At 50.1% G+C, this 23,547-nt stretch carries 25 protein-coding genes and 1 pseudogene; 12 read left to right on the top strand and 14 right to left on the bottom strand.

What is annotated here, in order from left to right; genetic code table 11:
* Nucleotides 1-94 precede the first annotated feature (94 nt).
* Together JQN59_RS11345 and JQN59_RS11340 are read left to right on the top strand one after the other, a co-directional pair.
* On the top strand, nucleotides 95-2,209 hold the full coding sequence (locus JQN59_RS11345; RefSeq protein WP_111465508.1) for a putative bifunctional diguanylate cyclase/phosphodiesterase: 2,115 nt from the start codon (nucleotides 95-97) through the stop codon (nucleotides 2,207-2,209).
* Between the two features lie 66 nt (nucleotides 2,210-2,275).
* Nucleotides 2,276-3,508, top strand: a complete 1,233-nt coding sequence (locus JQN59_RS11340; protein WP_149607276.1) for a GGDEF domain-containing protein — start codon at nucleotides 2,276-2,278, stop codon at nucleotides 3,506-3,508.
* Nucleotides 3,509-3,520: 12 nt separating this feature from the next.
* On the opposite strand, the gene smrA is transcribed toward JQN59_RS11340, so the two are convergent.
* Entirely contained in the window at nucleotides 3,521-4,084 is a 564-nt protein-coding gene (gene smrA, locus JQN59_RS11335; RefSeq protein WP_048216290.1) for a DNA endonuclease SmrA, read from the bottom strand.
* A gap of 225 nt (nucleotides 4,085-4,309) precedes the next feature.
* Here smrA and ogt point away from each other — a divergent pair, with 225 nt between their 5' ends.
* The 4 genes from ogt (at nucleotide 4,310) to uspE (ending at nucleotide 7,891) form a co-directional block, all read left to right on the top strand.
* Nucleotides 4,310-4,825: a methylated-DNA--[protein]-cysteine S-methyltransferase gene (gene ogt / locus JQN59_RS11330; RefSeq protein ID WP_048216289.1), complete on the top strand. Its 516-nt coding sequence runs from the start codon at nucleotides 4,310-4,312 to the stop codon at nucleotides 4,823-4,825.
* Between the two features lie 194 nt (nucleotides 4,826-5,019).
* Complete coding sequence (gene fnr / locus JQN59_RS11325; protein WP_003020397.1) at nucleotides 5,020-5,772, top strand: fumarate/nitrate reduction transcriptional regulator Fnr; 753 nt, start codon at nucleotides 5,020-5,022, stop codon at nucleotides 5,770-5,772.
* A gap of 146 nt (nucleotides 5,773-5,918) precedes the next feature.
* Entirely contained in the window at nucleotides 5,919-6,734 is an 816-nt protein-coding gene (locus tag JQN59_RS11320) for an APH(3')-I family aminoglycoside O-phosphotransferase (protein ID WP_149607277.1), read from the top strand.
* 206 nt (nucleotides 6,735-6,940) lie between these two features.
* Nucleotides 6,941-7,891, top strand: coding sequence for a universal stress protein UspE (uspE, locus tag JQN59_RS11315; RefSeq protein WP_003833229.1), 951 nt, complete (start codon nucleotides 6,941-6,943; stop codon nucleotides 7,889-7,891).
* 48 nt (nucleotides 7,892-7,939) lie between these two features.
* Here uspE and JQN59_RS11310 read toward each other — a convergent pair whose 3' ends face one another.
* A complete protein-coding gene (locus JQN59_RS11310; protein ID WP_003020403.1) occupies nucleotides 7,940-8,200 on the bottom strand; it encodes a DUF2534 family protein in 261 nt (86 codons plus the stop codon).
* A 245-nt stretch (nucleotides 8,201-8,445) separates the two neighbouring features.
* On the opposite strand from JQN59_RS11310, the gene JQN59_RS11305 reads away from it, so the two are divergent.
* On the top strand, nucleotides 8,446-9,477 hold the full coding sequence (locus tag JQN59_RS11305; RefSeq protein WP_003843943.1) for a mechanosensitive ion channel family protein: 1,032 nt from the start codon (nucleotides 8,446-8,448) through the stop codon (nucleotides 9,475-9,477).
* A 38-nt stretch (nucleotides 9,478-9,515) separates the two neighbouring features.
* Here JQN59_RS11305 and JQN59_RS11300 read toward each other — a convergent pair whose 3' ends face one another.
* From JQN59_RS11300 to JQN59_RS11285, 4 genes are all read right to left on the bottom strand, one after another.
* Entirely contained in the window at nucleotides 9,516-10,568 is a 1,053-nt protein-coding gene (locus JQN59_RS11300; protein WP_126957483.1) for an NAD(P)-dependent alcohol dehydrogenase, read from the bottom strand.
* Between the two features lie 43 nt (nucleotides 10,569-10,611).
* Entirely contained in the window at nucleotides 10,612-11,019 is a 408-nt protein-coding gene (locus JQN59_RS11295) for a cupin domain-containing protein (protein ID WP_149607278.1), read from the bottom strand.
* A 32-nt stretch (nucleotides 11,020-11,051) separates the two neighbouring features.
* Nucleotides 11,052-11,681, bottom strand: a complete 630-nt coding sequence (locus JQN59_RS11290) for a carboxymuconolactone decarboxylase family protein (protein ID WP_239484223.1) — start codon at nucleotides 11,679-11,681, stop codon at nucleotides 11,052-11,054.
* A 172-nt stretch (nucleotides 11,682-11,853) separates the two neighbouring features.
* On the bottom strand, nucleotides 11,854-12,237 hold the full coding sequence (locus JQN59_RS11285; RefSeq protein ID WP_048223950.1) for a VOC family protein: 384 nt from the start codon (nucleotides 12,235-12,237) through the stop codon (nucleotides 11,854-11,856).
* Between the two features lie 120 nt (nucleotides 12,238-12,357).
* On the opposite strand from JQN59_RS11285, the gene JQN59_RS11280 reads away from it, so the two are divergent.
* Nucleotides 12,358-13,128: a DeoR/GlpR family DNA-binding transcription regulator gene (locus tag JQN59_RS11280; protein ID WP_149607280.1), complete on the top strand. Its 771-nt coding sequence runs from the start codon at nucleotides 12,358-12,360 to the stop codon at nucleotides 13,126-13,128.
* Here the strand turns inward: JQN59_RS11280 and JQN59_RS11275 are convergent.
* On the bottom strand, nucleotides 13,125-13,409 hold the full coding sequence (locus JQN59_RS11275) for a Rho-binding antiterminator (RefSeq protein ID WP_149607281.1): 285 nt from the start codon (nucleotides 13,407-13,409) through the stop codon (nucleotides 13,125-13,127). The two genes, JQN59_RS11280 and JQN59_RS11275, sit on opposite strands and share 4 nt — an antisense overlap.
* A gap of 66 nt (nucleotides 13,410-13,475) precedes the next feature.
* A complete protein-coding gene (locus tag JQN59_RS11270; protein ID WP_008784905.1) occupies nucleotides 13,476-13,706 on the bottom strand; it encodes a glutaredoxin family protein in 231 nt (76 codons plus the stop codon).
* A 114-nt stretch (nucleotides 13,707-13,820) separates the two neighbouring features.
* Between JQN59_RS11270 and JQN59_RS11265 the strand changes: the two genes are divergently transcribed.
* On the top strand, nucleotides 13,821-14,384 hold the full coding sequence (locus tag JQN59_RS11265; protein WP_128317132.1) for a MarR family winged helix-turn-helix transcriptional regulator: 564 nt from the start codon (nucleotides 13,821-13,823) through the stop codon (nucleotides 14,382-14,384).
* 37 nt (nucleotides 14,385-14,421) lie between these two features.
* Here JQN59_RS11265 and mppA read toward each other — a convergent pair whose 3' ends face one another.
* Nucleotides 14,422-16,035: a murein tripeptide ABC transporter substrate-binding protein MppA gene (mppA, locus tag JQN59_RS11260; protein WP_008784907.1), complete on the bottom strand. Its 1,614-nt coding sequence runs from the start codon at nucleotides 16,033-16,035 to the stop codon at nucleotides 14,422-14,424.
* A 184-nt stretch (nucleotides 16,036-16,219) separates the two neighbouring features.
* Between mppA and mpaA the strand changes: the two genes are divergently transcribed.
* On the top strand, nucleotides 16,220-16,948 hold the full coding sequence (mpaA, locus tag JQN59_RS11255) for a murein tripeptide amidase MpaA (RefSeq protein WP_048216283.1): 729 nt from the start codon (nucleotides 16,220-16,222) through the stop codon (nucleotides 16,946-16,948).
* Here mpaA and ycjG read toward each other — a convergent pair.
* Complete coding sequence (gene ycjG / locus JQN59_RS11250; RefSeq protein ID WP_149607282.1) at nucleotides 16,923-17,888, bottom strand: L-Ala-D/L-Glu epimerase; 966 nt, start codon at nucleotides 17,886-17,888, stop codon at nucleotides 16,923-16,925. The two genes, mpaA and ycjG, sit on opposite strands and share 26 nt — an antisense overlap.
* 115 nt (nucleotides 17,889-18,003) lie before the next feature.
* Here ycjG and tpx point away from each other — a divergent pair, with 115 nt between their 5' ends.
* Nucleotides 18,004-18,510, top strand: coding sequence for a thiol peroxidase (gene tpx, locus JQN59_RS11245; RefSeq protein ID WP_003020437.1), 507 nt, complete (start codon nucleotides 18,004-18,006; stop codon nucleotides 18,508-18,510).
* A 53-nt stretch (nucleotides 18,511-18,563) separates the two neighbouring features.
* Here tpx and tyrR read toward each other — a convergent pair whose 3' ends face one another.
* The 4 genes from tyrR to pspE form a co-directional block, all read right to left on the bottom strand.
* A complete protein-coding gene (gene tyrR / locus JQN59_RS11240; RefSeq protein WP_008784910.1) occupies nucleotides 18,564-20,108 on the bottom strand; it encodes a transcriptional regulator TyrR in 1,545 nt (514 codons plus the stop codon).
* Between the two features lie 147 nt (nucleotides 20,109-20,255).
* Entirely contained in the window at nucleotides 20,256-21,317 is a 1,062-nt protein-coding gene (locus tag JQN59_RS11235) for a YcjF family protein (RefSeq protein ID WP_032943592.1), read from the bottom strand.
* Nucleotides 21,314-22,711 carry a YcjX family protein gene (locus tag JQN59_RS11230; protein WP_149607283.1) on the bottom strand — a complete coding sequence of 466 codons (1,398 nt, stop codon included), beginning with the start codon at nucleotides 22,709-22,711 and terminating at the stop codon, nucleotides 21,314-21,316. The genes JQN59_RS11235 and JQN59_RS11230 overlap by 4 nt, the downstream gene beginning before the upstream one ends.
* A 142-nt stretch (nucleotides 22,712-22,853) precedes the next feature.
* Nucleotides 22,854-23,171: a thiosulfate sulfurtransferase PspE gene (pspE, locus tag JQN59_RS11225; protein WP_149607284.1), complete on the bottom strand. Its 318-nt coding sequence runs from the start codon at nucleotides 23,169-23,171 to the stop codon at nucleotides 22,854-22,856.
* 155 nt (nucleotides 23,172-23,326) lie between these two features.
* Here pspE and JQN59_RS26955 point away from each other — a divergent pair.
* Nucleotides 23,327-23,452: pseudogene (locus JQN59_RS26955) on the top strand (LacI family DNA-binding transcriptional regulator); the annotation flags it as partial.
* Between the last annotated feature and the right edge of the window lie 95 nt (nucleotides 23,453-23,547).

The following is a 23,547-nucleotide window of genomic DNA, read 5'->3' as shown; positions in this document are numbered from 1 at the left end:
GTGTAAAAACATAAGAACATTCCCGGTTTTATCATGTTAACTGGACAAAACCTGCTAGATTTATTACCACGGCTTTTTTTCGATAGGTAGTATGATGTTGAACGTGTCGTGGGACCCTGTATTGATTGGGATTTCCTTTGTTGTCGCGTTTATTGCCTCTTTTATTGCTCTCGATAGTGCGGGCAAGGTGGCAATCTCCAATCGACGTGAATCAACCTTCTGGCGCCTGTCTGGCGGGGCTACGCTAGGGATGGGTATTTGGTCAATGCATTTTATCGGTATGCTGGCCATGAAAATGAGTATGCCGATCAATTACCATTTTTCGCTCACGGCATTTTCTTTCTTTATTGCGCTCATTTCTGCAACTCTCGCCATTAATATCGCCATTTCCGGTAATACGCTTTCAACAAAACGATTAGTCGTAGCCACAGGAATATTAAGCGCCGGTGTCGTCACCATGCACTACGTTGGCATGTATGCCATCATTGAGCATGTTGCCATCCTATGGAGTCATTCGCTGATACTGCTCTCAGTGATGATTGCCATCGTTGCATCTGGTGTAGGTTTGTGGCTGGCGTTTCATTTACGCCAAAATACCCGTCGAGCCCTGATCAATCGGCTTGTCGCCGCCCTTATTATGGCGCTGGCGATTGCCTCTATGCATTACACCGGGATGGGAGCGGCAACATTCACCCATTTTGGACACACGGTACACAATGGACTCAGCACACTGGAACTCTCAGTCTGGGTCTGCGCCGTCACGCTGGTTATTTTGGGTATCATGCTGGTGGTGTCGATGGTGGATTCGCAACTGCGTACCTCCCGACTTGCAGACAACTTACATCAACTTAACTGCCAGCTTGAGCATCAGGTCCACTTCGACGCACTTACTGGACTTGCCAATCGCACACAGATAGATGCCTGCTTACAGGCCTGTCTGCAGCATTCCAAACTGCATCAGCATCAATTTGCTCTGGTATTCATCGATCTCGATCGCTTCAAAGTCGTTAACGATACCTGGGGACATCACATCGGCGATCAGTTGCTGATCGCCAGTACGCAGCGAATCTACAGCTGCCTTGATGACACCATGACGCTGGCGAGGCTGGGGGGAGATGAGTTTATTCTTCTGGTTCCTGACTGTAATAAAGAGGATATCACCGCTCTGCTGACCCGGATTGCGGCTGCGATTGGTGATCCTTTCACGCTGTTTGGGTACACCATTCGGGTTTCGTTAAGTGCGGGAAGCAGTATTTATCCTGAACATGGTTCCACGTTGCATGAGTTAAAAGTAAAGGCTGATATGGCGATGTATCATGTCAAACAGGCTGGCAGAAACGGTTGGGCTATTTATAGCCCGGAAATGGAAGCTATCGCCGATACACCGCCGACATTTTTACAGGAACTGTCACAAGCACTGGAACACGATCAATTTGAGCTTTGGTACCAACCCAAATACACCGCCGGAGATCATTCCCTGACCGGTTTTGAAGCGTTATTACGCTGGCATCACCCGGAACGCGGCATGCTGTTACCCGCAGAGTTTCTGCCTGCGCTGGAAGAAACAGGCCTTATCATTCCGGTCGGGAAATGGGTTATCCAGCAGGCATGCCAGCAGTTACATCAATGGAAGTTACAGGGCCATGCGGAATGGACCCTCGCCGTTAATCTTTCCCCTTCCCAGTTTGAACAACATGACATCGTTGATGTGGTTTGCAGCGCCCTTGCACAATATCAACTGTCACCTGCATATCTCACGCTGGAATTGACTGAAAGTACAGCACTTAAAAATTTAAAACGTAGCGCTGAAGTCTTAAATGCATTTTCAGCTTTAGGGATCACCGTTTCTATTGATGATTTCGGTACCGGTTATTCAAATATATTGATGTTGAAGTCTCTTCCGGCACGGGAATTAAAAATTGACAGAGTATTTGTTAAAGATATCAGCGAGAACAGCAAAAATACAAAGATTGTGTCTACTATTATTGACATAGCCCACTCCATGAATATGCAAGTGGTGGCTGAAGGAATAGAGACCCAGGAGCAGGAAATACTCCTGACCCAGATGGGATGTGGTGTGCTGCAAGGTTTCTTGTTTGCAAAACCGTTGCCTGCGCATCAGATCCATGAATTGATTCCAACGGAAAGCAACATTAAGCAGCAGCGAATCGTACAGTCTTTGTCTCCTCAACAATCAATAACATTATGAGACTGTAATATAAAAACAGATGCCATTAAACGGGCAACACAGCAGATAAAGATAACGGGATTATCGATGAGCACAACCGAGCTGCATTCACTGGATTTATTAACCCTGCCGGTGTGGATTGTTTCGCCGCATACCGAAGAACTGGTGTTCGCTAATACCGTTGCACGGGAACTGATGCAGTCCCCCTGCTTTTCTCTACTCCGCAAGGGCATATTTTCAACTCATGCCCAGAATGATTTAACCATGTATCTCAGCGATTTGAGAAATCATCACGACATTGTAGAAATCCTTACGGTTTGCCGCGAAGGTGAAGACGTCGCGATGGCCAGCCGCCTGTCCATCCGCTCTCTGCCGGAATCAGGTGACGTCATTCTTTTCGAAGGCATTGAAACACCGACTTCGCAAGGTCTGAAAGCGAGCCGTTCAGCGAATTATCAGCGAAAAAAACAGGGATTTTACGCGCGTTTTTTCCAGACCAACTCGGCCCCAATGTTGCTTATCGATCCGTCCCGTGATGGGCTGATCGTTGATGCAAATCTCAGTGCGCTAAATTTTTATGGCTATAGCCATGATACGATGTGCCAGAAACATACATGGGAAATCAATACGCTGGGCCGTCATATACTCCCGGTGATGCATGAAATCGCCCATCTTCCCGGTGGCCATAAGCCTTTGCATTTTGTGCATAAACTGGCAGACGGCACATCCCGTCACGTACAAACCTACGCCGGGCCAATCGAAATCTACGGTAATAAGCTCATGTTGTGCATTATTCATGATATTACCGAGCAAAAGCGGCTGGAACAGGAGCTTGAGCGTGCGGCCCTGCGTGACGCCTTAACGGGATTGCTTAACCGCCGACATTTTTATCAGGTAACCGAGCCGGAACAGACCCACGCGATGTCATTGACACAGGATTACAGCCTGCTGTTGATCGACACCGATCGCTTTAAAAGCATTAACGATCTTTTTGGTCATTTAAAAGGTGATGAGGTACTTTGCGCTCTGGCACGCACACTGGAATCTTGTGCAAGAAAGGACGATCTGATTTTTCGCTGGGGAGGTGAAGAATTTGTGCTGCTGCTGCCGCGAACCTCGTTAGATATTGCCCTCAATCTCGCAGAAGTGATACGGGCGACAGTGGCCAAAGTGACTCTCCCTGGCCTTCCCCGCTTTACCGTCAGCATTGGCGTAGCTCGGCACGAAACAAATGAAAGCATCGATGAGTTATTCAAACGCGTTGACGACGCGTTGTACAAAGCCAAGAACGAAGGCAGGAACAGAGTGCTGGCCGCCTGATGTTTACGTCGTTCAGCGACTGCGTTTAGCGTGACGCTCCCAGTTGTCCTGTTTTGCCTGTGCGGTTTTACGCAATGCCACATAACATGCCCCGCTGCCGCCGTGATGCGGCAGTGCGGCGCAGTATGCTTGCACGTCGTCAAATTCCGTCAACCAGCGCGCCACGTAGCTGCGAACAATATTGGCATGGGAGTTATCGTCACGTCCCTTGCCGTGTATCACCAACACGTTACGCAACCCTTCCTGCTGCGCCTGCAGAATAAAGCTAAAGAGCATCTGGCGACATGTTTCAACAGGTTGGCGAATAAGATTAAGGCTCGCCTGCTGCGGGTATTTTCCGTTTCGCAGCTTGTCAGTCACGCCGTTCTGTAAACCTTCGCGACGAAACTCAAGCGGCACATTCAACGGGACAATATCGAGAAATCCCGTCGAGAGAAAATTATCCAGTTGAAGCGTATCAATACGCGCCGGAGTGCGAAGATTGCGCATGGGCTGCCAGTGCACATCGGCATGTTTTTTCAGCGGTTGAACATCCCCCATAGCGTCAAGAAACAGCGATGCATCATCAAGGTTCATGTTTCATCCTCCAGCGTATTGCGACGAGCATTATCATAACCGCGCACTATTATACCGACAACTATACCGGTAACGGTTTACGGTTATTTCCAATAATTAACCGGACCCTCCGCGCTGAACCGACCTACTCACGACAAATTGATATCCGTTTTTAGGGGTATAGCTGCGACGGTCACTGGCGTGATAATGTGTAGCCTCGCCTGAATGCTGTAATGAGAGAAACGGATGCTTAACTTACTGGAAGACACCATCGACACGCCGCTGGGCCCGCTGTGGGTTATTTGTGATGAGCAATTTCGCCTGCGCGCAGTGGAATGGGATCAGCACAGCGATCGCATGGCACAATTGCTTGATATTCATTACCGTACAGAAGGTTATCAGCGCATTACCGCCAAAAATCCTGGTGGATTAAGCGACAAACTCTCTGAGTATTTTGCCGGAAACCTCAGCATAATTGACACGCTGGAAACGGCAACCGCTGGGACGCCTTTCCAGCGTGAAGTCTGGCAAGCATTACGCACTATCCCCTGCGGGCAGGTCATGCATTATGGTCAGTTGGCCGAACAGTTGGGGCGCCCCGGCGCTGCAAGAGCCGTCGGCGCTGCTAATGGCTCCAATCCAGTAAGCATTGTGGTCCCCTGTCATCGCGTCATTGGACGTAACGGCACCATGACCGGATATGCCGGCGGTGTACAACGAAAAGAGTGGTTATTGCGCCACGAAGGTTATTTGCTACTCTAGATTCCAGGCAATTAATGCCTTATTCATCACACTTCCGCATAATGCGGCCCCAGATTAAGTGTGGTTAATCAAGCAGATACAAACATTCGCTCCAGTTATGCCTGAATTATTCTCTATTGGGAGTAGCTCAGGCTTACGTGCTCACCAAAAAGATGTAAAAATTGACAAATATCAATTACGGCTTGAGCAGACCTATGATCCCGGAAAAGCGAATTATACGGCGCATTCAGTCTGGCGGTTGTGCTATCCATTGCCAGGATTGCAGCATCAGCCAGCTTTGCATCCCGTTCACACTTAACGAGCATGAGCTTGACCAGCTCGATAACATCATCGAGCGCAAAAAGCCTATCCAAAAAGGGCAGACGCTCTTTAAAGCAGGTGATGAGCTTAAATCACTCTACGCTATCCGCTCCGGAACGATAAAAAGCTATACCATTACCGAACAAGGCGATGAGCAAATTACCGGTTTCCATCTGGCGGGTGACCTGGTAGGTTTTGACGCCATTGGCAGCGGCCATCACCCGAGCTTTGCTCAGGCGTTGGAAACCTCAATGGTATGCGAAATTCCTTTCGAAACCCTTGATGACCTGTCCGGTAAGATGCCGAACCTGCGTCAGCAGATGATGCGTCTGATGAGTGGCGAAATCAAAGGCGACCAGGATATGATCCTGTTGCTGTCGAAGAAAAACGCTGAAGAGCGCCTGGCGGCCTTTATCTACAATCTGTCTCGTCGCTTCGCCCAGCGTGGGTTCTCGCCTCGTGAATTCCGCCTGACCATGACCCGTGGCGACATCGGTAACTACCTCGGTCTGACGGTTGAAACCATCAGCCGCCTGCTGGGTCGTTTCCAGAAAAGCGGCATGCTGGCGGTGAAAGGCAAATATATCACTATTGAGAACAGCGACGCGCTGGCAGTTCTTGCCGGCCACACGCGTAACGTTGCGTAATCTTTCCGCAAGCCTCTCTGTTATCCTTCTGTCAAATCGCTAAATTTTCCCGATTTATTGATCTGGCAGGAGGTTATTCCCTGTTTTAATAATCAACTTGTAATGTGTGCACCCGCCGTTTATCCATACTCAGACAAAGGAATGTTATGAATCATATTCACAGGGAAAGCACCTGCGCGCGTTTGCAATTAAACTCAAGCCTGGACCATGAGCTTGATGGCTATAAATGGGCACGCGACCATGTCGGTCAATCTGGTGCTGCCATCTACCGACTTTACGACAAAGTGGATGCCCCTGAATTATATCTGAAGCAAGGTAACGGTAGCGTTGCCAATGATATTACGGATGAAATGGTCAGGCTCATCTGGTTGAAAGATTACATCCCGCTGCCAAACGTTAAGCATTTTTCCCGAACGCCTGACGTAGTATTGCTACTCACCACGGCAATACCAGGGAAAACTGCCTTCCAGATGTTAGAAGATCACCCTGATATGAGTGATGATATTGTTGATGCTTTGGCGACATTTTTGCGTCGGTTACATGCCATTCCAGTAAATAACTGCCCCTTTAACAGCAATCACCAATTTCGTCTCACACTGGCACAAAACCGGATGAAAAATAATCTTGTTGATGCCGAAGATTTTGATGATGGACGCAATGGCTGTTCTGTTGAACAGGTCTGGAAAAAGATGCACACTCTTTTGCCCTTCTCATCTGTTCCTGTTGTTACTCACGGTGACTTTTCACTGGATAACATTATTTTTTGTAATGATGAAATAGTGGGGTGTCTTGATGTGGGACGAGTTGGCATCGCCGATCAATACCAGGATCTCGCTATTCTCTGGAACTGCCTCGGTGAATTTTCACATTCACTGCAAAACAGGTTTTTTCAACAATATGGCATTCCTCAACCCGACGAGAAAAAATTGCAGTTTCACTTGATGCTTGATGAGTTTTTTTAAATTTACAGCGCATTACTGCCAAAGCGAGCGGAAGATTCGGTGCACTACAGGCTGAGAAAAATTGTTTAAATTGAGCGGGATGTAGATAAAAGCTGGAGATTTCCCCAATTTATTGATCTGGCTAGAGGTTCTCCCCTGTTTCAAACCACATTATTGGGTTACTCTTTTAGTTACAAACTGCGATGACAGTTGTAAGGAGACCCTGTATGGCTATGTATAAAAATATGCTGGTCGTCATCGACCCTAACCAGGACGATCAACCAGCATTACGGCGAGCTGTTTATTTGCATCAACGGATTGGTGGCAAAATTAAAGCCTTTTTGCCGATCTATGACTTTTCCTATGAAATGACTACCCTGCTGTCGCCTGATGAGCGTACGGCAATGCGTCAGGGGGTCATCAGCCAGCGAACTGCATGGATACGTGAACAAGCGAAATACTACATCGAAGCAGGGATCCCTCTGGAGATTAAAGTGGTCTGGCATAACCGACCCTTTGAAGCCATCATCCAGGAAGTCATCAGTGCCAGGCATGATCTGGTCCTCAAGATGGCGCACCAACACGACCGCCTCGAAGCCGTAATATTTACGCCAACCGACTGGCATTTATTGCGTAAATGTCCAAGTCCGGTATGGATGGTGAAAGACCAGCCATGGCCTGAAGGGGGTAAAGCACTGGTTGCCGTAAACCTCGCCAGTGAAGAGGCTTATCACAACGCGCTCAATGAAAAACTGGTCAAAGAGACGCTACAGCTTGCAGAACAGGTTAACCATACCGAAGTGCATCTGGTTGGCGCCTACCCTGTCACACCAATCAACATCGCGATTGAACTGCCTGAATTTGATCCCAGCGTTTATAACGACGCAATCCGTGGACAGCATCTGCTGGCCATGAAGGCGCTACGCCAGAAATTCAGTATTGATGAGAAAGTGACGCACGTTGAAAAAGGCTTACCTGAAGAGGTCATTCCTGATTTAGCCGAGCACTTGCAGGCGGGTATTGTGGTATTGGGGACCGTCGGACGTACCGGTATTTCTGCTGCGTTTCTTGGTAATACCGCGGAACAGGTTATCGATCATCTACGCTGTGACCTGCTGGTCATCAAGCCGGATGAATATCAGACGCCAGTTGAACTGGACGACGAAGAAGACGATTAACCACACAATGAAATGCCGGATGGCGATATCATCCGGCATTTTAAACGCCTAGTGTTGCTCCTCACCGCCGAGGAAATAGATACCAAGCGGGATAGCCAACAGAATCGTAAACACCATGCTGTAGACACAAATCATTGCAGATTGAATGGCGTACATTGAAGCGGTCCAGTCGGATAGCGGAATGTCATATTGTTCAATAACGCCACCGATCGTCGCTCGCGTCACGACCGACGCTGCGATAATAAACACTCCAAGCAGGCACAACAGAAACTTCCGTCCCTTCGCTGTTTTCAGCTTAGCCATGATCATAGTACTGTCCTTTTGCAAATGAAAAACCTTGTTACTTTGCGCTAACAATACCATGACATCAACTGACTGTCTGCTACATAAACCGCATGCAGGGTTGACGTCAGCGCTATTTCGCTGAAAATAGCGCTGATTGCATTATTTATCTCTCCTTTTGATTAATGATCTGACCGCCTTAACTGAGTAAAATATCTGGGGATTAGGATGTCAGATGATATTTAGCTAACACGGAGTTGCCAGGAAGAATCATGATCGCTGAACTGTTTATGAATAATGCGTTTAATTTGACGGTAATTCTTAGCTGCTGTGCCGCGCTGGTCCTGATGAGCGTCTGGTATCATCGTGGAGAGCGTCGCTGCAAAGGATTCATATTTCATGCCGCACAATTTTTTGTCTATGCCATTATCATTGGGACGTTTGGCAGCATTGCTAATAACGTTATCGAAAGTTACAGCCTGAAATTTATCTCCCCCAGCGTGGTCGACTTTATCTGCACCTCGTTGATTGCGTTGATCCTGACCATCAAACTTTTTCTGGTGATTAATCAGTTTGAAAAGACGCAGATTAATAAAGGCAGAGATATCACCAGCGCGAGGATCCTGTCGCGTATCATCAAGATTACCATCGTGGTTGCCATCATTTTACTGTATGGCGAACACTTCGGTATGAGCTTATCCGGTCTGTTAACCTTTGGCGGTATTGGCGGTATCGCAGTGGGTATGGCGGGGAAAGATATTCTGAGCAACTTTTTCTCAGGCATTATGCTCTATTTCGACAGACCGTTTAGCATAGGCGATTGGATCCGCTCCCCGGACCGCAATATTGAAGGCACGGTAGCAGAAATTGGCTGGCGAATGACTAAAATAAACACCTTCGACCATCGTCCGTTGTATGTGCCAAACTCGATTTTCTCCTCCATCAGCGTAGAAAACCCAGGGCGCATGACCAACCGGCGAATTAAAACGGTGATCGGGTTACGATATGAGGATGCCGATAAAGTCGGTGCCGTTGTCGAGTCGGTCAGAGAAATGCTGCAAAACCATCCTGGAATAGACCAGAAACAAACTCTGTTGGTCTATTTTAATGAATTTGCCGATTCATCGTTGAATATCATGGTGTATTGCTTCACGAAAACCACCGTCTGGAAGGAATGGCTCGCGGTACAGCAAGACGTTTATTTAAAGATTATCACGATAGTCCAGGCAAACGGTGCCGACTTTGCATTCCCCAGCCAGACGCTGTATATGGATAATCCTGAAGCATCGCCATCGACACACTAACAAAAGAAAAGACGCGGAAATCCGCGTCTTTTTCGTACTTATTTCAATGAGGCAATATCAATTACAAAGCGGTATTTCACATCGCTTTTCAACATCCGCTGCCAGGCACGATTAATATCCTGAATATCGATCACTTCAACATCGGCGGTAATACCATGCTGACCGCAAAAATCCATCATCTCCTGCGTTTCGGCAATACCGCCGATAACTGAACCCGCCACGGATCTACGCCCAAGGATCAGGGGAACCGTATTCAGCAACGGATCCAACGCACCAAGATAACCAACCAGCACCAGCGTACCGCTTAGCGCCAGGGTTGGGATATAAGGGTTCAGGTCATGAACGTAGGGCACAGTATCGATAATCAGATCAAACTGATTCGCTGTCGCTTTCATCTGTTCACTGTCAGTGGAAAGCACAACGTGACTGGCACCCAAACGTCTGGCATCAGCTTCTTTGCCCGGTGAACGCGTAAACAGCGTAACTTCCGCGCCCAGCGCATTTGCAAGTTTGATTGCCATATGCCCGAGTCCACCCAGACCGACAACCGCGACTTTACTGCCCTCGCCTACCTGCCAGTGGCGCAGAGGCGACCATGTTGTGATCCCGGCGCAAAGCAGCGGCGCCGCACCGCGTAAATCGATCCCTTCAGGGACCTTCACCACAAACTTTTCGGTAACGACAATTTTGTCAGAATAGCCGCCGAAAGTAGGCAGACCGTCATGACGGTCGATATCGTTATACGTTAGCGTGTTACCTTCTTCGCAATACTGCTCTAGCCCCTGCTCGCAGGCGCTACAGTGTTGACACGAATCAACCATGCAGCCGACCCCTGCGAGATCGCCCACTTTGAATTTTGTTACCGACTTACCAACATGCACCACGCGGCCAATGATCTCATGCCCTGGTACCATCGGATATTTAGCACCGCCCCAATCGTTGTAGGCGTTGTGAATATCCGAGTGGCATACACCGCTGTATAAAATATCGATAACCACATCATCTTCACGCGGATCGCGACGAACAAAATTATGGGGGACTAAATCTTCTTTCACCGCCAGAGCAGCATAACCCTTCACATTCATGACCATTGAGATCTCCTCAGGGATTAGGTGTTACCAGAACCAGCATAGTTCAGGGCAGCAGGTTGTACTCAGCGTCGCTAACCGGTTCCAGCCATTCGTTCGACGCGCCAGGGGCCGGGATTTCCAAGGCGATATGGGCAAACCAACTATCACGCGCGGCGCCGTGCCAGTGTTTCATTCCCGCCGGAATGTGCACGACATCGCCGGTTTTCAGCTCACGTGCCGGTTTATTCCACTCCTGATACCAGCCTCTGCCACCGGTCACCAGCAATATTTGTCCACCCTCATGATGAACATGCCAGAAGTTACGACAACCCGGTTCAAATGCGACATTGCCAATTACCACGCCTTCCATGGAGAGCATGGTCAGATAGCTGTCGCCAGTGAAATACTTCGCATACGCTTCATTTTTCTCTCCACGTGGAAAGACGCTGTTACCATCAAATTGTTCGTTCATAGTGACTCCAGTATGGATAATGTCCGCGGTGTTCATACCAGACATTCATCAAGAACCGTACGGGCATTTTCCCCAATCCCGGCTCCACAGTGCTGTTCGAGTATCGTAATAAACTCACTGAGTTGCTCAGGGAGGATCCCGATGTTAAGGCATATCGCAAAATGGCTTTTCAGCTGGCTGTTAACGCCGCCCAGAACGGCCAGCGCCGAAACGGTCACCCATTCACGGTCCTGCCAGTCAAGTACATCTCGCTGAAAAATATCGCCAAACAGATGTGCTTTAAGCCAGACATCAATAGCGGGTGCAAAGTCAAACAGCGGACCGCTTACAGGCTGTCCAACCAGTTGCGTCTGAGTTAGGCTCCCAGCCTGAACACTGTTCCAGTCTGCAGGTGGCGGCGTGGCCGTTCTACCTTCGTCGTCTGAAAGCCCTTTCTCGCTTCGACTTTTCACCACCGACATAAAGCAGGACAGACCGTTCAGGCTGCGAGGGAAACCGCAGTATGCGTAGAGCTGTAGCAGGATCTCTTTTACTTCATTGAGCGTGAGTCCTGCATCCAGTCCGGCGTTGAGCGCGACGTCCAACTTTTCCATCTGTCCTGTGGCAGTGAATGCCGCAATGGGAATGATTGCCTGTTGTCTGACATTCAGTTGGTATTGCATATCCGACTCTCCAAAACGGTGGCAACATTGCACCACCGGGGGCTGAAAACAGTAAAATTATAGAGACTCGACGTGTCGGTGATTAGAGAGGAAAAGAAGGACAAACTTATGAGCTGTGCTCATCAATAATGAGCAGCAGGTACTCTTTATTTGCAGGTAACTGAATGAAGACTTACGCCACAATCTCGATTAAATTGCCGTCAGGATCTTTTATCACCGCTTCGTAATAACCATCGCCAGTAGTGCGCGGACCTGAGACTAATATCCCCTGTTCCTGCGCTTGCAATGCAATGGCATCAACATTTTCATTGCCGCCAACAGAAATGGCGAGGTGTACCCATCCGCAACGATTATTGTCAGATTGCTGCCCGATAAGACCCGGTTTGGTCATTAACTCAATCGCAATTTCCTCGCCAATTTTGACAAAATAAGATTCAAAACCAGGATTGGTTTTACTGCGGTATTTCTCGTTGATCTTGCCGTCAAAAAACGAGACCCAGAAGCGAGCTTGCTGCTCGAGATCCTGTGTCCATAACGCCATATGCGCAATCTTCATAGCGAACCTCTTCCCGTTGTATCCAGAATAGTACAGCCCCTGTAAGGGATGTTGACATCGTTAATCATAATGCACGATCATGCACTCTATTGCTCGATGTTTATTTCACCTGGAGTATCTATGCTCGATTACGCCGCATTCCCGGAACAGCGCCAGGCGCTTATCTTTCAGATCCTGCAAGAAAACGGCAGGGTCATTTGTTCTGAACTCGCTAACCGATTAGGCGTTTCTGAACATACAATTCGTCGTGATTTGCATGAATTGAGCAAAGATGGCGTGTGTAAAAAAGTTTATGGTGGCGCGGTCATTACACTCCCTGAATCCGAAGACATCGACGTACGCAAGAGTATTAATGTAGCCAAAAAGAGCAACATCGCGCAGAGATGTGCCCGACTGGTCAAATCTGGAAGCTGTATTTTTATCGACACGGGTAGCACCAATCTGGCAATGGCAGAAGCTCTGCCCGCCGAACTGGCGTTAACCGTGGTGACAAATTCACCGGAGATTGCCGCCGTTTTGCTAAAAAAACCGCTGTTTGAAGTCATTATGCTGGGTGGCGTGGTGCAGAGATCTTCAGGTGGGTGCGTGGGAGCTTCCGCCATCGCGCAAGTGCAGGACATTTTATTCGATCAGGGATTTATTGGCGGCTGCGCGATGTCGCCTGAATCCGGCTTAACGGGATTTGATTATGCGGATTGTGAGTTCAAAAAAGCGGTGATTAAACAATGTAATGAAACTATCGTCGCGCTAACGGCTGAAAAAATCCCAGCCGTCGCCCGATATGTCGTTACCGAAAGCAGCAATATCGATGTGATTGTTGTAGAGGACAACATCAGCAAAGAGTACGCCGCAGCGTTCCAGGCGCACGACATTCGAATTTATACAGTCTAACCGCGGTAGGCTCGCTGAAAACTAACTGTGCTAAACGTCGCTCCGGGCGTCAGCGCGGTGATCGCTGACAGACAATCCAGACGGATTTTTTGCTGGTTTTCAGATTGCTCCACTACCAGAAATTCTTCTTTTTCCACGGTGGTACACGTCGTCAGCGCTTTAGCATCAAAACATGCGCCATCCGTTAGTTCAATGCGCAACCAATAGTGGTACATGCAGGCGATTTCCAGATAATCATGAAGATCGCAATCTATCGGGTGGTACTCTTCGGTCGTTTTCATCACACTACCTTCCCCAACGTCTTGTATATTCGGGAAATCGCCAACGCAACTTCCCGAACTATCCAGCTATTTCAACGCTTCAATGGGAGCGCCAAAATTAATATGCAGCACATTGCCGTCAATCACCAGCGCCGGAACAGATTTCACGCCAGCCACTTCAGCCTCAGCAACCCGATCAGGTTGCTCTCCCAGATGAACCACATCGATTTCAACATCCGCAGACAAATGCTGCAGAAGTGTCTGTTCTGCGGAAACACAAACCGGGCAACCTGCATGATAGAAACGAGCTTTAGTCATAATACATCTCCTTTAAATTATAGTATCGATTCGATACTATAATTCATGCTACGCTGCTTTTATCCTTTGTCAATATAGTTTTTAATCGATACTATATGCCGAGGAGGATTTGTTATGCCCGACATGTCACTTTTCGACGTACTTGACCGGCTTTCCAGCCTGACAAGGATGTGGTTTCGCCAGCACCCTTTACTGGCGGATCTACAGCCAGTACAACTCAGCGCGTTAATGTATCTGGCCCGTTGCAACCGTTATTCCAATACGCCGCTTGGCGTAACGGACTACCTTGGCCTCACCAAAGGCACCGTATCGCAATCGCTGAAGCTGCTAGAAAGCAAAGGACTGATTGTTCGTAAGCAGGATGCCCGCGATAAACGCAGCGTACATTTACAGTTAACTGAATCAGCCGGTACGTTACTGGACGCCCTGCTCCCGCCAACGTTTTTGGTGGCGGGTGAAACGGCGATGGGTGAACGCGCGACTGTACTTAAGGAGCTACTGTTTGAACTTTTACGTGGGATCCAGAGGACCAACAATGTGCCTGGCTTTGGACTTTGCCATAGCTGTCGCTTCCACCAAAAAACGGGTGGTCAGGGATATTGTAATCTGACGAAAGAGAGATTGAGTGAAGAGGATGCGTTGCTGATTTGCCGGGAGCACCAGCCTCCGGAAACTTAAAATGGCTGGTGCAAAATCACACCAGCCATTATCTCTGTTAGTGCTTAACGATATACATTGTGCGGCTATAGGCCACATCTTCAGGGTTAGTAATCGGATACCCTTTCAGCCACGGTTTAATTAAACGCCCGTTGGTATACTGATAAATCGGTGCAATAGGTGCCTGTTCCATCAGAATTTTCTCCGCGGCGTTATAATCGGCATTGCGCGCTTTCTCTGTATTCTCCAGAGTTGCCTGGGTCAACACTTTGTCGTACGCCGGATCATTAAATCGGGAGATATTGCCCGTATGGGTCGATGTTAATAGCGACAAGAACGTAGAAGGCTCATTGTAGTCACCCACCCATGAGGCGCGGATCACATCAAAATTACCGGTATTACGGCTGTCGATATACGTTTTCCATTCCTGATTCTGCAGTTTTACGTCAACACCGAGGTTCTTCTTCCACATAGAAGCCACTGCGATAGCAATCTTCTGATGATTTTCTGAGGTGTTGTACAGCAGCGTCAGTTTAAGCGGTTTCTGTGGGCCATAGCCCGCCGCACGCAGCAGCGTTTTTGCCTGCGCGTTCAGTTCTTCCTGACTCATTTGCTCAAACGGTGAAGGTTCCGGCACAAATCCTGCCGTTACATCCGGCGTAAAATGCCATGCCGGCTTCTCACCTGTACCCAATACCTTCTCCGCCATCAGACGACGATCGATAGTCATGCTGAGTGCCAGCCGCACGCGTGAGTCGGCGGTCGGTCCCTTCTGGGTATTGAAAGCATAATAATAAGTACCAAGCTGCGGCGGGGTGTAAACCTGACCCGGGATATCCTTCAACAGTTTCTGGTACATATTTTTCGGGAAGGATTCCGTGATATCAATATCACCAGCAAGATAGCGCTTGGTGGCAGCTGATTCCTGGTTGATCGGCAGGAAGGTGACTTTTTGCAGCACTGTTTTGGCGTTGTCCCAATAATGTGTGTTTGGTACCACTTCCAGTTTTTCGTTCACGACGCGATCTTTGAGCACATAGGCGCCGTTACCAATAAGATTGCCTGGTTTGGTCCACTCTTTGCCGCTCTCAACGTTAGCTTTTTGTACCGGATAGAATGCAAAACTCGCTGTCAGATTGGCAAACCAGGGCAGCGGTTTATCTAGTTGAACTTTCAATGTCCGTGCATCGACAGCACTAACGCCAAGTTTATCAGGCGTGGCTTTGCCATCGATAATAGCCTGAGCATTATTAATACCCGCCAGCGCAGCAAACCAGGCAAACGGCGACAGCGTTTTTGGGTCAACCAGACGCTGCCAGCTATAGACAAAATCCTGCGCCGTTACCGGCGTACCATCCGCCCATTGCGCATTGTCACGCAGCGTAAACGTCCAGATGCGGTTATCGTTACTCTTCCACTGGGTAGCGACGCCAGGCACGATCTCACCCTTCTCATTCTGGTTGACCAGCCCTTCAAATAGATCACGAATAACCTGTATTTCAGGCAGCCCTACGGCTTTTGCCGGATCAAGCGACGCCGGTTCGTCTTTTATATGACGCACCAGTTCTTGTTTCTCTGCCAGTACCGTTCCGCTGGGAACATCAGCAGCCCAGGATAAAGAAATGCTGCTAACCAACAACGCACAACAGGTTACTGAAACAGAATGCTGCATAAGATACCCTCAATTCCGGCTACTAAGTGAATGTGTAATTATTTGTATCGCCAGCAGGAAATGCAATTAACTTCCGACAAGAAAGTGATATTACACCTGAAAAGATAAGTGTGTGAAAACGATTTGATTATCCATACATTTTGCACAACACTGCGAGTAACAATCCAAGCATTCAGAGATGACTATGACCGTTACCCGTCCCCGTGCCGAGCGCGGCGCATTCCCACCTGGAACCGAACATTACGGACGTTCATTGTTAGGCGCACCGCTAATCTGGTTTCCTGCACTGGCAGCCGATCGTGAAAGCGGCCTGATACTGGCGGGAACGCACGGCGACGAAAACTCCTCGATCGTTACCCTTTCTTGCGCATTGCGTACGCTTAACCCTTCCTTGCGTCGCCACCATGTAGTGCTGGCCGTAAACCCTGACGGTTGCCAGCTTGGACTGCGCGCAAATGCGAACGGCGTCGATCTGAACCGTAATTTTCCCGCCGCAAACTGGAAAGCGGGAGAAACGGTGTATCGCTGGAACAGTAGCGCAGAAGAGCGTGATGTGGTGTTGTTGACCGGCGAAAGTCCGGGTTCGGAACCAGAAACCCAGGCGTTGTGTCAGCTTATTCACCGAATTCATCCCGCCTGGGTAGTCTCTTTTCACGATCCACTGGCCTGTATTGAAGATCCCAGAAGCAGCGAGCTGGGTTCGTGGCTGGCACAGTCGTTTGAATTGCCTCTGGTCACCAGCGTAGGTTATGAAACGCCCGGCTCTTTTGGGAGCTGGTGCGCAGACCTGAATTTACACTGCATAACCGCCGAATTTCCGCCCATTTCATCGGATGAAGCGAGCGAAAAATACCTGCTGGCCATGTCCAATCTGCTGCGCTGGCACCCTAGGGATGGAGCTGCCCGGTCGTAAAATGTAGGGCTGGCTCCGCATCGCTGGCCAGCCACGTAGGGCCATCAAGATCGGCAAAGTTAACCTGCGGCGTAAGCGGTAACGCCGCACCAATAGCCCGGGAGGTACACAGCATGCAGCCCAGCATCAGCGCAAATCCCTGCTCGCGGGCTTCCGTTGCCAGCGCCAGTGCTTCCGTCAGACCGCCTGTTTTGTCCAGTTTGATATTGACCATTTCATAGCGTCCGTGCAGCGCTTTCAGGCTACTGCGAGTGTGGCAACTTTCATCTGCGCAGATGGGCAGCGGATGCACAAAATTCTCCAGCGCGGCATCATCCTGGGCCGGCAGCGGCTGCTCCAGCATCGCCACCCCTAAATCAGCCAGCAGCTGACAGCGTGCCGCAAGGCCTTCTGCCCGCCAGGATTCGTTGGCGTCGACAATAATCGTGGCGTCAGGAACAGCCGCACGAATGGCAACCATCCGCTCACTAATTAAGCGAGCATCCAGTTTAACTTTCAGCAGTTTTGCGCCATTTCCCCACAGCGCAGCCGCGCTCGCAGCCATTTGTTCCGGCGAGCCAATCACTACGGTTTGCGCCGTCGTCACCACCTCCGCCAGTTCACTTCCCACCAATTCCGCCAGCGACTTCTGCTGTTGACGCGCACTTAGATCCCACAACGCGCAGTCTACGGAATTTCGCGCAGCCCCTGCTGGCAGCAGCTTTTGCAGCTCTTCACGCGTCAGTCCGTTTTCCAGTTGTGGCGCAATGCTCATTATTTGCGCCAGGACAGAGGCATCGCTTTCACCGTAGCGCGGGTACGGTGTGCACTCGCCAATACCTGTGACGCCATTTTCTGTCAATTCGACGACAACCACATGCGCTTCGGTCCTGCTCCCACGGGCGATGACAAAGGGAGTGTGCAGCGGCCAGGCTTCCTCATATACCTTAACTGTTCTCATTTGTTTTCCTTAATGCAGTCCCTGAAGCGGATATCCGCAAATAGCGTTTGCCGTGTTAACTGTTGATGGCATAAACTAGCCTCGACGTTAACTATATGTAAACAGGAAGATAACCATGTCACAAACCGTTCATTTCCAGGGCAACCCGGTTGCAGTTGCCGGCTCCATTCCTCAGGCTGGAAGCAAAGCTCAGGCTTTTACCCTTGTGGCTAAAGACCTGTCTGACGTTACGCTGGGCCAGTTTGCAGGCAAGCGCAAAGTGCTGAATATTTTCCCAAGCATCGATACTGGCGTTTGCGCGGCATCGGTACGTAAGTTTAACCAACTGGCGACAGAAATCGACAATACCGTCGTACTGTGTATTTCGGCCGACCTGCCATTCGCCCACTCTCGTTTTTGCGGCGCGGAAGGTCTGAGCAACGTTATCACGCTGTCCACCCTGCGCAACGCAGAATTCCTGAAAAACTACGGTGTTGAAATCGCTGAAGGCCCGCTGAAAGGTCTGGCCGCACGTGCCGTAGTTGTTATCGATGAAAATGACAATGTTGTTTTCAGCCAACTGGTCAATGAAATCACCAACGAACCAGACTACACAGCGGCGCTGGACGTACTGAAAGCGTAAGCTGCGTTTGCATACAAAAATGCCTCCGGATGGAGGCATTTTCATTTACGGTATTACTCTTCGCTTTTTTTCTGTTGGCTCAGGCCGTACTCGCGCAATTTATTGGCAATCGCGGTATGCGAAACGCCGAGGCGCTTGGCCAGCTTGCGTGTGCTGGGATAATTCATATACAGCTGCGTCAGCACGGAGCGTTCAAAGCGGCTGGTAATTTCATCCAGCGACCCTTCCATCACCTCTTCTCCGACCGCAACCGTTGCCGCATCATAATCCGGCAGCAAAATATCCTGTGGCCGCAGCTCATAGCCTTCAAGCTGGGTCAGCGCCCGGTAGATAGCGTTTTTAAGCTGACGCACGTTGCCCGGCCAACCGTAACGGGTTAACACCGTGCTGAGATCGGCGGACAGCTTCGGACGCGGCACGCCCTGTTCATCGGCAAAACGCGCCACAAACAGTTCGGTAAGCGGCATAATATCTTGTGGGCAATCGCGCAGCGGCGGCAGGTTTAGCGTCAGTACATTCAGACGATAATAGAGGTCCTCACGGAAAAGTCCTTTCTGCACCAGCTCCACAAGGTTCTTTTGCGTCGCGCAAATCACACGGACATCAACATGAACTTCGTGATCTTCTCCCACGCGACGGAACGTGCCGTCATTGAGAAAACGCAGCAATTTGGTCTGCATACGCGGCGACATTTCGCCAATTTCATCTAACAGAACCGAACCGCCATTCGCCTGCTCAAAGAACCCTTTTTTGCCTTCCGGCGCATGGCCAAACAGCTCGCTTTCAACCGCATCTTCAGGGATTGATGCACAGTTCAGCGCCAGATACGGTTTCGACGCACGTGGGCTTGCCAGATGGCAGGCGTGAGCAAAGAGATCTTTGCCGGTGCCGGTATTACCAGTAATCAGCAGCGGCGCGCTCAGCGTCGCCAGCTTGCGCGCCTGTTCTACGACGTGTTTCATTTTGGCGCTGACGGCAATAATCTGGCTAAACGCACTGAGATCCTGCGTTGTCATATTTTGCAGCTGACGTCCCATTCGGATGGTGGAGCGCAACATCACCACCGCGCCGGTCAGCATCTGCTCCTGATTTTCGCCCTGCAAATGGACAGGCGTAATTTCCATCAGGAAATTCTGCCCGTTAATCACGACATGTTCGCTATGGGAATCCTGCGGATTGCTTTCCAGCCAGCGCTGAAAGTTAAACCCATTGATTAACTGGGCTGCGGTATGGTTGCGCATCCGCTCCTGGGTGTGCGCAAAAAGTTGACAGCTCGCAGGGTTCGCCATCTCAACTTTGCTTTTCATATCAAGAGAAAGGACCGGTTCTGGCAACGCTTCAAGCAGAGCACTCAGCGCCAGATGTTCACGTTCGGAAGGCATCCAGGGTACGGTACGCACATCCGTAACCCCTGAAATACGGCGGATTTCAGCCATCAGACTGCTGAAGTTGGTGAACTCCAGCTCCGCAAAATTAAGGTAAATTCGCCCGATGGGGTCAATCTCGATACCGCGTAAATCAATGCTTCTCAGCACCAGTAAATCGAGCAATTCGCGGGTCAGACCAAGACGGTCTTCACAAAAGACTTCCAAACGCATAGGAACCTTCACCTGGACAAGGGATTATGTGTTAAATGATAAGACAGTATTTGGTTTGCAGGAAGAACTCTGTCAACAAATATTGACAGCGCGCTGGAAAATTAGGCGCCGGGGCGTAAAGTTATACGATCGGCGCCTGTTTTATAGCTAACTTTCGCGCGGAGATTTGTTCTTTTGTAAGGTCTCTTTCACCTGACCAATCAGTTGACGGCGAAAATCGCCCAGTCGTGGCTTATCATCATCGATCCACGGCAGCGGTCGGCAAAGCTCCATAGCTTTAATGCCCAGACGCGCCGTTAATAACCCCGCGCCAATGCCCTGTGCGGCACGCGTTGATAAGCGGGCGGCTAAATCCTGCGACATCCAGTCCATCCCTACTTCCCGCACCAGCTCACTGGCCCCGGCAAAAGCGATATTCAACAACACCAGGCGGAACAGGCGCAGACGGCTGTAATAACCAAGTTCAATGCCATACAGCGATGCAATGCGATTAATCAGCCGCAGATTTCGCCAGGCGATAAACGCCATATCCACCAGCGCCAACGGACTGACTGCAATCATCAGCGTGGACTCTGCCGCTGAACGACTGATCTCACGCCGGGCTTGCGCATCCAGCACCGGCTGCACCAGATGGGCATACAGGCTGACCACTTCGCGATCGTTCTGTGTTTCATGAATTGAGGCATACCAACGCTGCAATGCTGGATGAGACTGATCGATACCCGCCTGCTGCGCCAGTTTTTCACAAAATGCACGACCTTTTCCGGTTCCATGGCTGTGGAGCAAGTCTCGCGCTTCATCACGTTCGTGCGCGCGCTGACGCAATCGCCACAATCTGCGCCACTCGGTCGCCACCGATCCGACACCTGCGCCGATAATCAATGCGCCTGCGGCACATCCTCCCAGCGCGACCCAGTCCTGAGTCTGCCAGGCGTTCATGGTCCACTGCACACCCTGAGCAACAACGCTCACGCCAAACAGCGCCAGCCCGCCCATCACCATCTTGCGCCACAGACTGCGTTTGGGGCGTAAGGCCGCATCAATGACGGCCTCCGCCTGACCTTCGTCTTCCAGGGGTTCATCCACTTTCGCCGGAGAAAAAGTCTGCGCCTCCGTTTCGTTGAACATTTGCTGCGCTTTAAACGCCGTGTTTTGTTCCACGTCCAGCGGACCTGAGAAGTCGATACGCGGTTTTAACGGCTCGCTCATCGCAATTTATCTCCTATTAAAAACTCCAGCGCGGCATCGAGGCGGATATGTGGTAAGGGTTTATCGACATCCATAACCTGCGGGCGAAATGCTTCAAACTGAAATCCCTGGCGGTCCCAGAACGCCTGTCCTGGCAGTCGCGCGGGCACTTCACCAGGATAAACGGTCAGCGGTTCGCCATCGCTCAGACGATTACCACGCAGCGCCGGGATCTTTTCACCTTTCACATCGATCAAGCCGCTGGTGGTTGCCTGCACCGATGCCAGCCCCAGACAATCCATGCTGATACCTTCGAACGCCGCGTTTTGCCATGCGTCCTGGATCAGCTGCTGCAATAACAACACCATATTGGCGTGCTGATCGACTGTGACGTGGTCGGCTTTGGTGGCGGCAAACAGCAGCTTGTCGATCACTGGAGAAAATAACCGACGAAACAGCGTACGCTGCCCGTAATGGAAGCTTTGCATCAACTGGGTAAGCGCCAGACGCATGTCGTTGAACGCCTGTGGCCCGCTGTTGAGCGGCTGCAGGCAATCGACCAGCACAATCTGGCGGTCAAAGCGCAGGAAGTGATTCTTATAAAACCCTTTGACGACCTTTTCGCAGTAATAATTGAATCTTTCGCGCAACATGCCCGCGTTGGTGTGTTTGTCAGCCTGCGCCAGCTTTGATTCCCCCCAGGCATCGACATCCGGCCACGGGAAGAATTGCAGCGCAGGCGCGCCCGCCATATCTCCGGGCAGGACAAAACGGCCCGGTTGAATAAAATGCAGGCCCTGCTGTTTACACTGATGCAGATACTCCGTCCAGGCGGCAGCAATTTCCGCCAGACGGTTTTCATCAGCAGGCGCCAACGGATCCAGCCCCTGGCATAACTGCCGCCATTTTGCCGACCATTCGCCCCGCTGCCCCTGCAATAATCCGGTCATTTGCCGCGACCAGCTCAGATAATCCTGGGCCAGCATCGGTAAATCGAGCAGCCACTCCCCCGGATAATCGACGATCTCCAGGTACAGCGTGGAGGTGTCTTTAAAGTGGCGCAGTAAAGAGTCATTGGATTTATAGCGCAGCGCCAGACGTATTTCACTCACGCCGCGCGTAGGGGTCGGCCAGGTTGGCGGAGAGCCGTACAGTTGCGCCAGTCCCTCATCATAGGTAAAGCGCGGAATGCCAAAATCGCGTTGAGGAACCCGTTTTACGCCGAGCAAACGCTCTTCGCGCACGCAGCTGAGCAACGGCAGACGCGCACCGGCATGAATATTGAGTAACTGGTTTACCATCGCAGTGATAAACGCCGTCTTACCGCTGCGGCTAAGTCCGGTGACAGCCAGGCGTAAATGCCGGTCTACGCCGCGATTAACCAGCGAATTGAGTTCATTTTTAAGTCGCTTCATCGCCATCCCGTTTTGCTGAAGGAACCGAAGAAATTATAACAAACAGGAAGTAAAGATAGGGGTCAATTCTTACTTATCAACTACCTGGGCGGTACCTGGCGGCATTATTCTTACCGCCAGGAGCAGAAGAACTGCGTACGGCTTATTTATTCTCTACTTTAGGAAGCGAGATCTGGTTGATGCCACCTTCATTCGTCACCTGCGTATAGCCCATTTCAGTCAACATATCCTTCGCTTGTCCCGATTGACGCCCGGAGTTGCAGTACAGCTTCACAGTGTCGTTCTTATCAGGAACTTCAGCTGCAATACGTGCCTTCATTTCTTTTAACGGAATATTGACGGCCCCCTGAATATGCTGCTGTTGGTACTGTTCAGGAACGCGAACATCGATCCAGTATTCGGCTGCGTAAACCGGCATGCCGATGACCAGAGCCAATGCTAATACACCTTTTTTCAACATAATATCTTCCTGACTGATAGTTGGATTTACCTCTACACTATACGCCAGTTCTTAAGAAAATATTGCGACCGTATTATCACCGTCTGCAGGCGCGGACGATTGTTCCTCAGATTACCCATGCCGCAGTTAGCCTGTTGATTTTTCTACCCGCATTTGATGTTCCTACCCAACAATTAGGTGAGCAAAGCTGTAATTTATTATTTAATCTGATTGCAGGAGAGAAAGGATTACATAATATCACGATAGGAACACAAATATTGCTGACCGACTTCCTGATATAAAACCTGGGTATTAATGCTCAGCGAAATAGATTTTTTAGTTCACCCTCAATACCCGTGGAAACGACCCAAAAGAATTCTGACAGCCCCCAAATTAT

Source organism: Citrobacter sp. B72, from assembly GCF_016894305.1.
GTDB lineage: Bacteria > Pseudomonadota > Gammaproteobacteria > Enterobacterales > Enterobacteriaceae > Citrobacter > Citrobacter portucalensis.
The sequence above is the reverse complement of the archived record's forward strand: the minus strand, read 5'-3'. Positions and strand labels throughout refer to the sequence as shown.